This is a genomic window from Streptomyces sp. NPDC004327, from assembly GCF_042873935.1.
Classification (GTDB): Bacteria; Actinomycetota; Actinomycetes; order Streptomycetales; family Streptomycetaceae; genus Streptomyces.
Genome location: NZ_JBIAME010000001.1, coordinates 551599 through 566471, shown reverse-complemented (window position 1 = coordinate 566471; position 14873 = coordinate 551599). Strand labels below are relative to the sequence as shown.

Sequence of the window (14873 nt, the reverse complement as noted above, 5' to 3'; positions counted from 1 at the left end):
CGGGTCACTTCTTCGGCTGCCAGTCCTCGACGTTCCACCAGGGGCCGGAGCCGAGGCCGTGCTCGTGCGGCTCGACCTGGGTGGTGAGTCCGCCGGTGGCGGTGGTCCAGCGGTCGGCGGCGACGTAGACGTGGTCGACGTGGGTGAGGAAGGTGTAGCCGGGGTTCTTGACCAGTTCGCGCTGGATGGTGTCGTAGGCGGCGCGCCGCTGGGCGGGGTCGTCGGTGCGGCGGCCGTCCTCCAGGGCGCGGTCGACGACCGGACTGGCGTACCGGGCCATGTTGTTGAAGCCGTCGCCGGCCAGGGTGGACTTGAGCAGCGGGTACTGGTCGAAGTCGGGGTCGCCGGGCGAGCCGCCGCCGGCGAGGACGGCGTCGGTCTTCATGCGGGGTTCGATGACCTCCCAGGTGCCGGACCGGGTGGTGAGGGCGATGCCGGCCTTCTTGGCGTCGGAGGCGTAGGCCAGGGCGTGGTCCTGGCGGAGCTTGTCGCCGGAGAGGTACCAGAGCGGGAAGGCGGCGCGGACGCCGTTCTTCACGCGGACGCCGTCGGGGCCGGGCTTCCAGCCCGCCTCGTCGAGGATCTTCCGGGCGCCGGCGAGGTCGTGGCGCCGTTCGGTGCCCTTGGCGAACCAGGGGCTGTCGGTGGGGACGGGGCCGTAGGCGGGCTTGCCGGCGCCGTTGAGCAGCCGGTCGACCATGGCCTGCCGGTCGACGGCGAGGTCGAGGGCGCGGCGGATCGCGGGGTCGCCGGCGACGGGGTCGAGGCTGGGCAGGGTGACGGTGCGGTAGTCGTAGGTCGTCGCCGTGTACGTCTTCCTGCCCTTGTCGCCGTCGAAGCCGGCGGCGAGGGCGGGCGGCAGGATGGCGGCGTCGAGGTCGCCGGCGCGCAGCCGGGTGGCGCGGACGTCGTCGTCCTTGATGACGGCCATGGTGAACCGCTTCACGGCCGGGGCGCCGCCCCAGTAGTGCTCGTTGGCGGTGAAGGTGAGCTTCTCGCCCCGGGACCAGCCGGTGAGGACGTACGGGCCGGTGCCGACGGGCTCGGTGGTGAACGGGCCGGTGTTGACGTCCTGCCGGCCGGCGACGTGTTCGGGGGCGATGGCGAGGACGGTGCGCTCGGCGAAGGGCGCGTAGGGGTACTTGAGGGTGAAGACGACGGTGTCGTCGCCGACGGCCCTGACGCCCCCGAGGGCGTCGAGTTCGGTGCGGGAGGCGTTGTTGGTCTTCGGGTCGAGGATCGTCGTGTACGTGAAGACGACGTCCTTCGCGGTGAACGGGCGGCCGTCGCTGAACCGCACGCCCTTGCGGAGCTTGTAGGTGTACGTGCGGCCGTCGGCGCTGACGGCCGGCAGCGCGGCGGCGAGGGCGGGCCGGAGCTTCATGCCGGCGTCGAAGGCGAGGAGCCCGTCGAAGATCTTGGAGTTGCCGTCCTTGCCGTAGCCGAGGAGCGGGCTGAGGGTGTCCGGCTCACTGGCGATGCCGACGACCACGGAGTCCTCGGGGCCGGCGCCCGCGGCGCCGCCGGGGTTCGAGCAGGCGGCCGCGGTGAGGGCCACGGCCCCGGTGAGCATCGCGGCGGTCGCGCGGCGGATCGTACGGGCGGCCAAGGCGTCCACACCCCTCATGACATCACTGTTGAAGATCGACTGTTATTGCAAACAGATCGCAATTAAACAGTATGTGAGGGGTGTGGACTGAGTCGGGTCCTTACCTGGGTGCCGGGAGGTCCATCAGGGCCGCGACGGTGTCCTGGTGCCGCCCGGCCGAACCCAGCGCCGTCTGGTCGGACTTGGCCCGCTTGAGCGCCAGGTGCGCGGGGTGCTCCCAGGTCATCCCGATGCCGCCGTGGAGCTGGACGCACTCCTCGGCCGCGTGCACCGCGACCTTGGAGCAGTACGCCTGGGCGACGGCCACGGTCAGCGCCGCGTCGGCGGCGCCGGTCGCGAGCGCGTCGGCCGCGGCACGGGCGGCGGCCCGGGCGCCGACGAGTTCCAGCCAGAGCTGGGCCATCCGGTGCTTGAGGGCCTGGAAGGAGCCGATCGGCCGGTTGAACTGGTGACGCTCCCTGGTGTGCCGGACGGTCTCCTCCAGACACCACTCGGCGAGCCCGAGCTGCTCGGAGGCGAGCAGTCCGGCGCCGGCGAGCAGCCCGCGCCGCACGGCCGCCCGGGCGGCGTCCGCGTCGGCGAGCCGGGTGCCCTCGGCGCCGTTCGCGTCGACGACGGCGAGCGGCCGGGTGAGGTCCAGCGGGACCCGCGGGGTGATCCGGGCGTCCGCCGCCGCGACGGCGTACAGGCCGTCGGCGCGCGGCACGAGGAGCACGTCGGCGGCGACCGCGTCCGCGACGGCGGGCACGGGCCCGTCGGCCACCGGGTCGGTGCCCGGCGCGGTGGAGAGCGGCACGGCGAGGACGGCGACCGCGCCTCCGCCCGCGAGCGCGCCGAGGAGTTCGGCCACCGCCCCGGTCCCGTCGCCCAGCGCGAGCAGGGTCTCGGTGGCCACGACGGCGCTGGTGAGGTACGGGACCGGGGTCACGGCCCGGCCCAGCTCCTCCAGGACCACGGCGGCCTCGCGATGGCTCGCGCCCTGGCCGCCCAGCTTCTCGGGGACGAGCAGCCCGGCGGCGCCGATCTGGCCCGCGAGGGCGTCCCACAGACCGGGGACGTAGGGGCTCGGCCGCTCGATCCGGCCGAGCACGGTCTGCGCGTCGGCCCGCCCGGCGAGCAGCGAGCGGACGGCGGCGCGCAGGTCGTCCTCGGTCTCCGAGTAGAGGAGGTTCGTCATCGGGCGAGGTCCTTCCAGGCGACGTCCTTGTCGTTGCGCGGCTCCGGGGGCAGGCCGAGGACCCGCTCGGCCACGATGTTGAGCAGCACCTCGGTCGTGCCGCCCTCGATCGAGTTGCCCTTGGCGCGCAGATAGCGGTAGCCGGCGTCACGGCCGGTGAAGTCGACCAGGTCGGGCCGGACCATCGCCCACTCGCCGTACAACAGACCCTCGTCGCCGAGGAGTTCGACCTCCAGGGCGCTGATGGACTGGTTGAGCCGGGCGAAGCCGAGCTTCATGGCGCTGCCCTCGGGGCCGGGCTGGCCGGCGACGAGCTGCTGGCGCAGCCGTTCGCCGGTGAGCCGGGCGACCTCGGCGTCGACCCACAGGTCGAGCAGCCGGCGGTGCAACTCGTGGGTGCGCAGCTCGGGGCGGGCGCGCCAGGTGTCGGCGGCCTTGCCGATCATGCCGCCCTCGCGCGGGATGCGGGCGCCGCCGATGGAGACGCGCTCGTTCATGAGGGTGGTCTGGGCGACCCGCCAGCCGTCGCCGACGTCGCCGAGGCGGTGGGCGTCGGGGATGCGGACGTCGGTGAGGAAGACCTCGTTGAACTCGGCCTCTCCGGTGATCTGGCGCAGCGGCCGGACCTCGACGCCGGGGTCGGTCATGTCACAGACGAAGTAGGTGATGCCGCGGTGCTTGGGCAGCTCGGGGTCGGTGCGCGCGATGAGGATGGCCCAGCGGGCGACGTGGGCGCTGGAGGTCCACACCTTCTGCCCGTTGACCACCCAGCTGTCGCCTTCGCGCACGGCGCGGGTGCCGAGCGCGGCCAGGTCGGAGCCCGCGCCGGGCTCGCTGAAGAGCTGGCACCACACCTCCTCGCCGACCCACAGCGGCTTCAGGAAGCGCTCCTTGACCTCCTCGGAGCCGTAGGCGAGGAGGGTCGGGGCGGCCATGCCGAGCCCGATGCCGATCCGGCGGGGGTCGTTGTCGGGGGCGCCGGCGGCGGCGAGTTCGGCGTCGACGACGGCCTGCAGGGCGCGCGGGGCGTCGAGTCCGCCGAGGCCGGCCGGGTAGTGCACCCAGGCGAGGCCGGCGTCGAAGCGGGCGCGCAGGAAGTCGGTGCGGCCGGTGGTGGCGGGCGGGTGCTCGGCGAGCAGCCGCCGGGTGCGCTCGACGAGTTCGGCGGCGTCCGGGGCTCCGGCGGGGGCGGCCTGTCCGGTCACGCGCGGTCTCCTTCCGGGAGGACGACGAGCCGGCCGGTGGTGCGGCCCTCGGCGAGCCGCTGCACGGCGTCGGCGGCGGCCGCGAAGGGCACCCGCTCGCTGACGTACGGCCTGATCAGACCCTTGGCGGCGAGGGCGGTGAGGGTCTCGTGGCAACGCAGGACGGCGGCCGGGTCCTTGAGGTTGTACAGGCCCCAGTGGAGGCCCACGATCGAGTAGTTCTTCACGAGGGCGTGGTTGAGGGCGGGGGCCGGGATGGTGCCGCTGGCGAAGCCGACGACCACGATGCGGCCCTCGAAGGCGACGAGCTTGGCGGACTGCTCGTAGGCGGCGCCGCCCACCGGGTCGTAGATCACGTCGGCGCCGCGGCCGCCGGTGGCCTCCTTGACGGCGCCGACGACGTCCTCCGCGTGCCGGTCGACGACGGTGTCGCAGCCGAGGTCACGGGCGACGGCGGCCTTGTCGGCACCGCCGACGACACCGATGACGGTGGCGCCGGCCGCCTTGCCGAGCTGGACGGCGGCGCTGCCGACGCCGCCCGCGGCGGCGTGCACGAGGAGCGTCTCGCCCTCCTTCAGGGCGGCCCTGCGGTGCAGGCCGAACCAGCCGGTCTGGTAGCCGATGTGCAGGGCGGCGGCCTCGGCGTCGTCGAGCGCCTCGGGGGCGGGGAGCAGGGCCGCCGCGTCGGCGACGGCGTACTCGGCGAGTCCGCCGTACGGGAGGGCCGGGGTGGCGATGACCCGGCGGCCGTCCTCGGTGTCGGCGCAGATCTCGACGCCGGGGGTGAAGGGCAGCGGGGGCCGCACCTGGTACTGGCCCCGGCAGAGCAGCGCGTCGGGGAAGTTGAGCCCGGTGGCGCGGACCTTCAGGAGCACCTGACCGGGACCGGGCACGGGCCGGTCGGTGTCGTCCCGCTGCATCACCTCGCCGGGCTCGCCGTTCTCGTGCACTCGCCATGCCTGCATGCGGACGCCTCCAGCTGCCTCGTGATCCGTTCCGTACCGCGCGGTCGGTGCCGCGGCGGTGAGCGCATACTAAGCGGTCGCTTGGCCGAGCGGAACCAGGCGCCTGGACTTCCCCGGGACTTCTTGGAATGCAGGACTCCTCGAAGCCGGGACTCGGGAGGCAGGACGCCTCGGGAGTCGGGACGTCCGGGAGTGAGGACGCCCCGCGAGTCAGGACGCCCCGCGAGTCAGGACACCCTGGGAGTCAGGGCGTCTTGGCGGTCTTGGGGCGCGCCCGTACGTGCATCCGCTCGCCCTGCGGCCCGAACAGGCTCAGGAACTCCACCCGCCGCTCCCCCGCCGGCCCGAACCAGTGCGGGACGCGGGTGTCGAACTCGGCGGCCTCACCGGGCCCGAGCACCACGTCGTGCTCGCCGAGGACGAGCCGCAGCCGCCCGGAGAGCACGTACAGCCACTCGTACCCCTCGTGCACCCGGGGGTCGGGCACCTCGGAGCCCGGCTCCTCGATCACCTTGTACGCCTGGAGGCCGCCGGGCTGGCGGGTGAGCGGGTACAGCGTGCGGCCGTGCCGGACGATCGGCTTCGCCTTCACCCGCGGGTCGCCGACGGGCGGCGCGCCGACCAGCTCGTCGAGCGGCACCTGGTGGGCGCGGGCGATCGGCAGCAGCAGCTCCAGGCTGGGCTTGCGCTGCCCGGACTCCAGGCGGGAGAGGGTGCTCACGGAGATCCCGGTGGAGGCGGACAGCTCGGCCAGGGTGGCACCGCGCTCGCGCCGGATCCGGCGCAGCCGGGCGCCGACCTCGCTGAGCACGTCGTCGATGCGGTCGTCACGGTAATCCTCGGTCATGCCACCCATTGCAGAAACGGCAACTTCGTTTGTCAACCCGGCCAGGCTTCGGTCACCGTCGGCAGCATGAACGAGAACGAGAACGAGAACGCGTTCGGGAACGGGACGTACGACGCGGTGGTGGTCGGCGGCGGGGCGGCGGGCCTCGGCGCGGCCCTGGTCCTCGGCCGCTCGCGCCGCCGGACCCTGGTGATCGACGCGTGCGCGAGCGCCGTGCCGTGACGGCAGCACCGTTCCGCGACCGGAGCAGCGCCCGGAGCGAGCACCGACCGTCCCGGGAGCGGACTGGGCCGAGCGGATGAAAGCCGGGCGGTGCGGCTGCGCCGGACGGGGCCGAGGGTGAGGATCGGCCATGGTGGCCGGAACCCGACCATCCGCGGTCATGACACGGCCTCCCCACCCGGAAGGACGGGACACACCCCATGCTCGGTACGAACTTCTCCAAGGGCTCGCCCTGCTGGCTCGACCTCGGCAGCCCGGACACCACCGCCGCCGCCGAGTTCTACGGCCGGGTCTTCGGCTGGGACTTCGCCTCGGCCGGCCCCGAAGCGGGCGGCTACGGCTTCTTCCAGCAGGACGGCAAGACCGTCGCGGCGCTCGGGCCGCTCACCGAGGAGGGCGCGAGCAGCGCCTGGACGATCTACTTCCACACCCCGGACGCCGACGCGACGACCCGGGCGGCGCAGCAGGCCGGCGGCACGGTCCGGATGGCGGCCATGGACGTGATGGACGCCGGGCGGATGGCGGCGCTGACCGACCCGGCGGGCGCCCGGTTCGCGATCTGGCAGCCCGGCACGGTGCGGGGCCTGGACCGCGCCTCCGCGCCGAACACGCTGCTCTGGGCCGAGCTGCACGTGAAGGACCCGGAGGCCACGCTCGGCTTCTACAAGGAGCTGTTCGGCTGGCGCTGGGAGGAGATGCAGGCGCCCGGCATGACCTACCGGGTGATCTCGACGGCCGAGGGCGACCTCAAGGACGCCTCGTTCGGCGGCGCCGCGCCGCTGATGCCGGGCTCGCAGGAGGCGCGCTGGGTCCCGTACTTCATGGTGGAGAACGCGGACGCGACCTCGGCGTCGGTGCAGGAGAGCGGCGGTTCGGTCCTGATGCCGCCGGACGACGTGCCGGACGTCGGCCGGATCGGCTGGTTCGCGGACCCCTTCGGGGCGCCCTTCGCGGTCCTGAAGCCCTCGCCCACGATGTGAGCCGGGTGCGGGCCGCCGGCCGGAGCGGGAAGCCTACCCGCTCCGGCCGGCGCGCCCGTCCGGACGGGCACTATCGGGAGAACAGCTCGAAGGCCACCGCCGGGCGGTCGCCGAAGCCCGCCGCGGCGCGCGCGGTGGACTCGCTGACGAAGGCGCGGACGTAGTCCTCCGGCGCCTGGTCGGTGAGGGCCTCGATGTAGCTGCGGTGGGCGAGCAGGGAGCGGACGGCCCGGTCGAGGCCGGGGCGGGCGTCGACGGCGTGGGTCGGGGTGCTGGAGCCGGCGACGGCGACCCAGCGGACGCCGTCCCAGGGTTCGAGGCCCTGGCCGACGAGTTCGGGGAAGATCCAGCGGTTGCCCGCGTCCGCCGCCGCGTCCAGGGTGGCGCGGCCGACGGCCCGGTGGTCGGGCGTGTTCCAGAAGCCGCCGGGGCCGGGGCCCCAGATGTCGCGGTGGTTGAGGGTGATGACGAGTTCGGGCCGGTGGCGGCGGATCGCGGCGGCGATGTCGCGGCGCAGCCCGAGCCCGTACTCGATCATGCCGTCCTCGTGGTCCAGGAACTCCACGGTGCTCACGCCCACCACCGCCGCGCTGTCCCGCTGTTCCCGCTCGCGCACCGGGCCGCAGGCGGCCGGGGCGAGGGAGTCGATGCCCGCCTCGCCCCGGGTGACGAGGACGTAACCGACCTCCTTGCCCGCGTCCGTCCAGCCCGCGACGGCGGCGGCGCAGCCGTATTCGAGGTCGTCGGGGTGGGCGACGACGGCGAGGGCGCGCTGCCAGTCGGTGGGCATCTCTTCGAGTTGCGTGTCGCTCATGCGCGCAGAATACGGGCCGGGCAGGCCAACCTCCGCCTGCCCCACGGCCGTTCGAAGGCCCTGGGACGCGGGGCGCCGGAGGCGCCGGGCCGGGAATCAGCGGCCCCCCGATCACCCGGCCCCCCGGGTTCAGCGGGCCCCGGCGAGGATCACCGAGCGGGTGAGGTTGCGCGGCCGGTCGGGGTTGAGGCCGCGGCGGCCGGCCAGGGCGACGGCGAGGCGCTGGGCGCGGACGAGCGCGGCGACCGGGTCGACGGCGTCGGCGACGAACTGGGCGCCGGTGGCGTCGACCTCGTCGGCGAGGCCGGGCGGCACCGGGCCGAAGCACCACACCAGGCTGCCCGGGTCGCTGATGCTGATGGGCCCGTGCCGGTACTCCATCGCCGGGTACGACTCGGTCCACGCGCGCGCCGCCTCGCGGAGCTTGAGCGCGGCCTCGTCGGCGAGGCCGACCGTCCAGCCGGTGCCGAGGAAGGTGAACTGGCCGTGCCGTTCCCAGGCGGCGGGCAGCGGCTCGTACAGGGCGAGTTCGGCGTCCGCGATCGACGGGCCGAGGTCGACGCCGAGCCCGGCGCGCAGCAGTTGGAGCGCGGTGGTGGCGAACCGCGTCTGGACGACGGAGCGTTCGTCGGCGAAGGACAGGTCGAGGACCGTGTCGGCGTGGTGCCCGGCCGGGCTGTCCGGGACGCCGGTGAGGGCGAGGGCCGGGATCCGGCCGGCGGCACGGGCGAGGAGTTCGGCGACCTCGGTGGTGGTGCCGGAGCGGGTCAGCGCGACGATCCGGTCGTAGCCGCGGCCGAGCGGGGTCGGGTCGGAGGCCGGGAAGGCGTCGGTCTCGCCGGCGCCCAGGGACTCGCGCAGGGCGGCGTAGGCGCGGGCGATGAAGTACGAGGTGCCGCAGCCGACGACGGCGATCCGCTCGCCCTTCCGGGGCAGCAGCCCGGCCTGCTCGGCGGCGAGCGCGGCGGCGCGCCGCCAGCAGTCGGGCTGGCTGGCGATCTCGCTGTCGACGTGGGTGGTCATGTCCGTCCTCTCTCGGCGCGGTGAGCCGTCCCCCGGTCGCCCAGGGGGCTCGGACGGATTTCTATCCCGCGCGGCAGGGGCGCGCCATGAGCAATCGGTGATCGCCGCTTGGACTTTTGTGCGCGTCCCCGGCCCGTACTCCCGCCCGTGGGGCCGGGGCGCGTGGTCCGGGCGGGCGGGCTCAGACCTCGTCGCGCACGAGCGCGAGCAGCCGGTCCAGGACCCGCGGTCCGCCGGCCCGTACGCCGTCGTGCTCGAACTCGTCCGTCACCCAGGTGCGCAGGCCCCGGATCGCGCGCGCGGTCCGCAGGGAGTGGGCGGTGTCCACGTACATGTCGTCGTGGTAGACGGCGGCGGCGACCGGCACCTCGTTGGCGGCGAGCCGCGCCGGGTCGTAGAGCGGGGTCCAGTCGGTGCGGGCGGCGAGGTGTTCGGCGGTCTCGCGCAGCGGACGCAGGGCCGGGTCGGTGGCGAAGTGCCAGGGGTGGACGCTCTCGCCGGTGAAGAGCACCGGTCCGTCGCCGTCCAGCGCCCGCGCCGCGTCGAAGGCGGGGAACTCGGCGCGTACCCGCTCGGCGGCCCAGTCGGTGGCGCCGTGGCCGCGCGTGGCGCCCTGGGCGTAGATGGCCTCGTGCAGGACGGCGTAGAGCGGGTGTCCGGCGTAGGAGAGCTCGGCCCGGACGCCTTCGAGGAAGGCGTCCGAGAGCGCCGGGCCGGCCGGGGTGGGGACGAAGGCGTCCTCCAGGAGCAGATGGAGCTGGTGGGTGCCGGAGCCGCCGCCGAGGAGGATGCCGAGCGACTGGAACGCCTCCGGGGTGAGCCGTGCGCCGCCGGGCAGGGTGACCTCGTGCTCGTGGAGGTGGGCGGCGATGCGCCGGACCCGCTCGACGTCGTCGGGGTAGCGGGCGTAGTGGGCGGTGTTCTTCCGCAGGACCCGGGGGTAGGCGGCCCGGTAGACGTCGTCGGCGCTCGCGTCGAGCGAGGGCAGGCCGCCGGTGACGAGGACGGCGGCGAGGCCCTCGGGGGCGGTGGAGAGGTAGTTCGTGGCGCAGAAGCCGCCGAAGCTCTGGCCGAGGACGGTCCAGGGGGCGCCGCCGGTCAGCCCGCGGCGGATCAGCTCGCAGTCCTTGACGATGGAGTCGGCGCGGAAGTGCGCCAGGTGGTCGGCCTGTTGGCGCGGGGTGCCGCGCAGCGGCAGCGTCTGCCGGTTGGCGGGGGTGGAGCGGCCGGTGCCGCGCTGGTCGAGGAGGAGGACGCGGAACTCGCGGACGGCCCGGCCGAGCCAGGCCTGCGGGCCGATGAAGCGGCGGGCGCCGAAGCCGGGGCCGCCTTCCAGGTACAGCAGCCACGGCAGGCCCGTGCGGTGCGCCGCCTTCTCGCTCGCGACGACCTCGCGCCCGTAGACCTCGATGGTCTCTCCGTCGGGGCGGGCGTGGTCGAGGGGCACGGTGAAGCGGTGGTCCGTGAGGACGAGCCCGGGCTGACGGTAGGTGGACACGCTGGACTCGCTGGACACGCTGACTGCTCCCGTTCGTGACGCCCCCGCCGGGACAGTGGATCACACGGCGGGGGCGCGTGGGCAGGCGGGGGTTCAGCGCTGCATGATTGCCAGGACGTTCTGCGCGGGGTCGGTGAACCAGGCGATGCCCGCCGGGCCGTTGGGGTCCCGGACGATGCCCTTGTCGTCGGACTCGAAGCCGGGGTAGCGCTGGAACTCGACGCCCTTGGCGGTCAGCGCGTCGACGGTCGCGTCGATGTCGTCGACCTGGAAGTTGAGGATGGTGAAGCTCGCCGGGGTGTGCTGGTCGCCCTTCGGGTAGACGAAGATCCTCGCCCCGCCGGCGAGGGTGAGGAAGAGGACCTGCATGTCGCGGTCCGCCTCCTCCGCCACCTGGAGGCCCAGGGTCCCGCCGTAGAACAGGCGGGCGGAGTCGAGGTCGTCGACCGAGAAGCTGCTGAAGGCGGTGGTGCTGCCGAACACGCGCGGTTCTCCCTTCGCTGGAACGTCCGCTCCTGTCCGCAGACGTCCTCTCAGGGCACACCATGCTCCGCGCACCCGGCCGCGCCCGCCACGCGGACACGGCCGGATGGTCGTGCGCCTGTCACCCGGGGGTGAACGGCGCACGGCCTCCGCCGGGGCTCAGGGAGCGATCGGGAGGCGGCGCTTGTGGTCGGTCATCCGGTAGCGGCGCACGATCGACGCGAAGGCGCCCTCGCCGACCGGCTTGCCCTCCAGGAAGTCGTCGATCTCGTCGTACGTCACGCCGAGCGCGTCCTCGTCGGGCTTGCCCGGGTCGAGGGTCTCCAGGTCCGCGGTCGGGGTCTTCCACACCAGCTCGGCGGGGGCGCCCAGCTCGGCGGCGACGGCGCGGACCCGGCGCTTGGTGAGCCCGGTGAGCGGGACGAGGTCGGCGGCGCCGTCGCCGTACTTGGTGAAGAAGCCGGAGACCGCCTCGGCGGCGTGGTCGGTGCCGACGACGAGGCCGTCGTGGGCGCCGGCGACCGCGTACTGGGCGATCATCCGCTGCCGGGCCTTGATGTTGCCGTGCACGAAGTCCTGGTGGTGGTCGTCGCGGAAGCCGACGCCGGCGGCGCGGGCCGCGTCCAGGGCGGCGTCGCTGGCGGGCTTCACGTCCACCGTGAGGACCTGGTCGGCCTGGATGAAGCCGAGCGCGAGCTGCGCGTCGCGCTCGTCGGCCTGGACTCCGTAGGGCAGCCGCATGGCGTAGAAGGTGGCGTCGTGACCGGCGGCGCGGGCCCGCTCGACGGCGAGCTGGCAGAGCCGGCCGGCGGTGGTGGAGTCGACGCCGCCGCTGATGCCGAGGACCAGGCAGCGCAGGCCGGTGGTGGTCAGGCGCTCGGTGAGGAAGGCGACCCGGCGCTCGATCTCCGCGCGCGGGTCGAAGGTCTCGGCGACCTCCAGCTCCCGGGCGATCTGCTGCTGCAGGGCGGTGGTCTCCGGGTCGGTCACGCATGCTCCTCGGTCGTACGGCGGCTGGCCGCAGTCCGGGCGGCCCACCGTCGACTCTATCCGGCCGGACCCGCGAACCGGCCCTCAGGTGATCCCTCAGGTGACGCAGAGCACCTCGACCCGCTGGACCAGGTTGTTGCCGAATCCGCCGCGGTTCCAGGGTGCGGTGAGCGGCTGGGTGCGGCCGGCGGCGTCGGTGGCGCGGACGGTCAGCACGTGCGGGCCGGGGCGCGCGGTCCAGGTGGTGCGCCACGCGGCCCAGGCCCACGGGCGGGCCGGGTCGGCGGCGACCTCGGCGTCGGTCCAGGTCCGCTCGCCGTCGGCGCTGACCTCGACCCGGGTCACGGGCGCGTGCCCGGACCAGGCGCGGCCGGCGAGCGTGACGGGGCCGGGGCGGACGACGCGGGTGCGGGACATGAAGTCGGGGAAGCCGGGCGGGATCATCAGGGCGCGGGGCGCGATGACGTCGACGGGCTCGCCGGGGTCGTCGGCGCTTTGCCGGTAGCGGTAGGCGACGGCCTGCTGGAAGCCGGTGAACGGCGTGTCGGTGAGCGTGATCCCCCGCAGCCACTTCACCGACGCCATGCCGTACCAGCCGGGCACGACCAGGCGCAGCGGCCGGCCGTGCTGCGGCGGCAGCGGTGCGCCGTTCATGGCGTACGCCACCAGCACGCCCCGTGCCGGATCGGCGGCCACCTCCAGCGGCAGGCTGCGCCGGTAGTCCTGTTCCGTGCCCCGCTCGACACCGTGGTCGGCGCCGGTGAACACGGCCTCCACGGCGCCTTCGCCGATCCCCGCCTCGGCGAGCAGACCGGCGAGCGGGACACCGGTCCAGTCGGCGGTTCCGACCGCCTCGACGAGCCATGGCTGGCTGACGGGACGCGGATCGAGCCGCGCCCGCCCGTTGCCCGCGCACTCCAGGGTGACCCGGTGGGTGACGGCGGGCCGGGCCCGCAGCCCGGCCGCGTCGAGGCTGAGCGTCCGCCGCACCCGGCCGCCGACGGTGAGCCGCCAGTCCGCGGCCTCGGCCTCGTCGACGCAGGGGATGTCGTAGTGCACGAGCACGTAGTGCAGTCCGGCGGGCGTGGTGTCGTACCGGAGCGCTTCCAGCGGCAGCCCGTGGTTACGAGCCGCGAGCGCCAGCTCGGCGGTACTGACGCCCTCGCCGGCCCCGGCGAGCCGGCCGGGGGCGCTGACGTCACCGAGTCCGGGGGTGCCGTCCATGTCTTCATGGTGCGCCGGGCGGGCCGGGGCGGCATCCGGCGGGGGCGGGGGGATGTACGCGGCGGAGCGGCGGCGGGAGCCGTACGCGAACCGTACGCGGCAGAGCGGCGGCGTCCGGGGCGGGCCGGGGGGCCGGCGGCCTCGCACCGTGCGGGCGCGGACGCCACCCCGCCTCGGACTGCGCCGTCCCCGCACCCCCGCCGGCCCCTCAGCCCGCCGTGACCTCCACCGAGTGCCAGCCCGTCGCGCCGTCCGGCATCGTGTCGGCGCGCTGTTCGGTCTGGACGGCGCCGGTGCCGTCGGTGGCGCGGACGGTGAGGGTGTGGTGGCCGGGGGTGGGGTGCCAGCGGTGGACCCATTGCCGCCAGGTGTCGGCGCTGTCCGCGGCGCCGAGCTCGGCGTCGTGCCAGGGGCCGTCGTCGATCCGGACCTCGACCCGCGAGATGCCCCGGTGCTGAGCCCAGGCGACGCCCGCCACGGCGACCGGCCGGGGACCGGCGGCGATCTTGGAGAACGCCTTGGGGGTGTCGATGCGGGACTCGGTCTTGACCGGGGCCTGGGCGGCCCAGCCGCGCGGGACCCAGTAGGCGTCGTACGCGGCGAAGGTGGTCAGCTCGATGGAGGTGATCCACTTGCAGGCGGAGACGTAGCCGTACAGGCCGGGGACGACCATGCGGACCGGGAAGCCGTGCGCGAAGGGCAGCGGCTCGCCGTTCATGCCGAAGGCGAGGAGCGCGTCGCGGCCGTCCATGACGGTCTCGACGGGGCTGCCGATGGTCATGCCGTCGGCGGAGCGGGCGACGAGCTGGTCGGCCGGGCCGCCCCGGGACGGCGGGCGGACGCCGCACTCGCGCAGCAGGTCGGCGAGGCGGACGCCCAGCCAGCGGGCGTTGCCGACGTAGGGGCCGCCGACCTCGTTGGAGACGCAGGCGAGGGTGACGTCCCGTTCGACGACCTCGCGGCGCAGCAGCTCGGGCAGGGTGAAGACGCGTTCGCGGGGCACGCCCATGCCGTGGACGCGCAGCTTCCAGGCCGTGGCGTCGAGGCGCGGGACGACGAGGGCGGTGTCGACGCGGTAGAAGTCGCCGTTGGGGGTGATGAAGGGGCTGATGCCGTCGACGGGGAGCTGTGCGCCGGGCGGTACGGCGGGGGCGGGCGAGGCGGGCCGCGGCAGCCGCAGCGCCTCGCGGGAGGCGGAGGCGTTCTCCGAGCGGGTCGCGCCCACGGTGCGGGACAGGACGAGTGCGCCGGTGGCGCCGGCCACGACGCCCGCGCCGGTGAGCAGGAAGCCGCGCCGGTCCGGGACCGGGGCGGCGGGGCGCGGGCGGGTGAGCCGCCCGGTGAGCACGTACAGGAGCGCGGCGGCGACGGCCGCTCCGGCGAGCGAGGGCAGCGCGTCGGCGGCGGACGTGGAGTCGGGGCGGGTCACGGCGGCGAGCACACCGGCCAGGCCGAGGGCGGCCACCGCGGTGACGGCGGCGGGCAGGCTGCGCAGGGCGAGCAGCCCGATGAGGGCGGCGAGGACGGCGAGCACCACCATGATGCCGGTCTCCAGGACCGCCTTGTCGTTCTCGCCGAACGTGCGGATGGCCCACTCCTTGACGCCCGCCGGGCTGCGGTCGACGGCCCAGTCCCCGACGGCGGCGACCGGCCCGGCCTCCGGCCGGACGAGGACGGCGACGAGCGCGGCGACGGCGAGCCCGCCGTAGCCGGAGACGAGGCCGCCGAGCGCGGCGAGCAGACGGTCCGTGGGCGTGCGCGCGGGGGCTGCGGGGCGGGCCGGGGGTGTGGCGGTCATGCCCTTGATTCTCGGCACGGGAGGCGCCGGAAGTGAGC

The 14873-nt window shown here is 74.9% G+C and carries 14 protein-coding genes; 2 read left to right on the top strand and 12 right to left on the bottom strand.

Translation table 11 applies throughout. The features are described from left to right. Positions 1–4: 4 nt before the first annotated feature. The 5 genes from ACFYU9_RS02450 to ACFYU9_RS02430 all read right to left on the bottom strand — a co-directional run bounded on the left by ACFYU9_RS02450 (position 5) and on the right by ACFYU9_RS02430 (position 5803). Positions 5–1627, bottom strand: a complete 1623-nt coding sequence (locus ACFYU9_RS02450) for an ABC transporter substrate-binding protein (RefSeq protein ID WP_389341621.1) — start codon at positions 1625–1627, stop codon at positions 5–7. Positions 1628–1709: 82 nt separating this feature from the next. Beyond that, the gene (locus tag ACFYU9_RS02445) at positions 1710–2786 is read right to left on the bottom strand and encodes an acyl-CoA dehydrogenase family protein (protein ID WP_389341618.1); all 1077 of its coding nucleotides are present in this window, start codon (positions 2784–2786) and stop codon (positions 1710–1712) included. Next, positions 2783–3991 (bottom strand): acyl-CoA dehydrogenase family protein, encoded by a 1209-nt coding sequence (locus tag ACFYU9_RS02440; protein ID WP_389210135.1) that lies wholly within the window; start codon positions 3989–3991, stop codon positions 2783–2785. The genes ACFYU9_RS02445 and ACFYU9_RS02440 overlap by 4 nt, the downstream gene beginning before the upstream one ends. Next, positions 3988–4956 carry an NADPH:quinone oxidoreductase family protein gene (locus tag ACFYU9_RS02435; protein WP_389341615.1) on the bottom strand — a complete coding sequence of 323 codons (969 nt, stop codon included), beginning with the start codon at positions 4954–4956 and terminating at the stop codon, positions 3988–3990. Before ACFYU9_RS02435 ends, ACFYU9_RS02440 begins: the two co-directional genes overlap by 4 nt. A gap of 244 nt (positions 4957–5200) precedes the next feature. After that, on the bottom strand, positions 5201–5803 hold the full coding sequence (locus ACFYU9_RS02430; RefSeq protein ID WP_389210131.1) for a helix-turn-helix domain-containing protein: 603 nt from the start codon (positions 5801–5803) through the stop codon (positions 5201–5203). A 66-nt stretch (positions 5804–5869) separates the two neighbouring features. Here ACFYU9_RS02430 and ACFYU9_RS02425 point away from each other — a divergent pair, with 66 nt between their 5' ends. Both ACFYU9_RS02425 and ACFYU9_RS02420 read left to right on the top strand, forming a co-directional pair. Then, entirely contained in the window at positions 5870–6025 is a 156-nt protein-coding gene (locus ACFYU9_RS02425; protein WP_389341612.1) for a hypothetical protein, read from the top strand. A 200-nt stretch (positions 6026–6225) separates the two neighbouring features. Continuing rightward, positions 6226–7005: a VOC family protein gene (locus ACFYU9_RS02420; RefSeq protein ID WP_389341609.1), complete on the top strand. Its 780-nt coding sequence runs from the start codon at positions 6226–6228 to the stop codon at positions 7003–7005. A gap of 70 nt (positions 7006–7075) precedes the next feature. Here the strand turns inward: ACFYU9_RS02420 and ACFYU9_RS02415 are convergent, their stop codons facing one another. The 7 genes from ACFYU9_RS02415 to ACFYU9_RS02385 form a co-directional block, all read right to left on the bottom strand. Next, positions 7076–7819, bottom strand: a complete 744-nt coding sequence (locus ACFYU9_RS02415; RefSeq protein WP_389210127.1) for a PIG-L deacetylase family protein — start codon at positions 7817–7819, stop codon at positions 7076–7078. Positions 7820–7948: 129 nt separating this feature from the next. After that, positions 7949–8842, bottom strand: coding sequence for an SIS domain-containing protein (locus tag ACFYU9_RS02410; protein WP_389210125.1), 894 nt, complete (start codon positions 8840–8842; stop codon positions 7949–7951). Positions 8843–9023: 181 nt separating this feature from the next. Beyond that, positions 9024–10340, bottom strand: coding sequence for an alpha/beta fold hydrolase (locus tag ACFYU9_RS02405; protein WP_389342948.1), 1317 nt, complete (start codon positions 10338–10340; stop codon positions 9024–9026). A gap of 93 nt (positions 10341–10433) precedes the next feature. Continuing rightward, complete coding sequence (locus ACFYU9_RS02400) at positions 10434–10823, bottom strand: VOC family protein (protein WP_389210123.1); 390 nt, start codon at positions 10821–10823, stop codon at positions 10434–10436. A gap of 159 nt (positions 10824–10982) precedes the next feature. After that, a complete protein-coding gene (gene nadE, locus ACFYU9_RS02395; protein ID WP_389210122.1) occupies positions 10983–11813 on the bottom strand; it encodes an ammonia-dependent NAD(+) synthetase in 831 nt (276 codons plus the stop codon). 96 nt (positions 11814–11909) lie between these two features. Then, positions 11910–13037 (bottom strand): sulfite oxidase, encoded by a 1128-nt coding sequence (locus tag ACFYU9_RS02390; RefSeq protein WP_389341606.1) that lies wholly within the window; start codon positions 13035–13037, stop codon positions 11910–11912. 208 nt (positions 13038–13245) lie between these two features. Further along, a complete protein-coding gene (locus ACFYU9_RS02385) occupies positions 13246–14835 on the bottom strand; it encodes a molybdopterin-dependent oxidoreductase (RefSeq protein WP_389341603.1) in 1590 nt (529 codons plus the stop codon). Positions 14836–14873 lie beyond the last annotated feature (38 nt).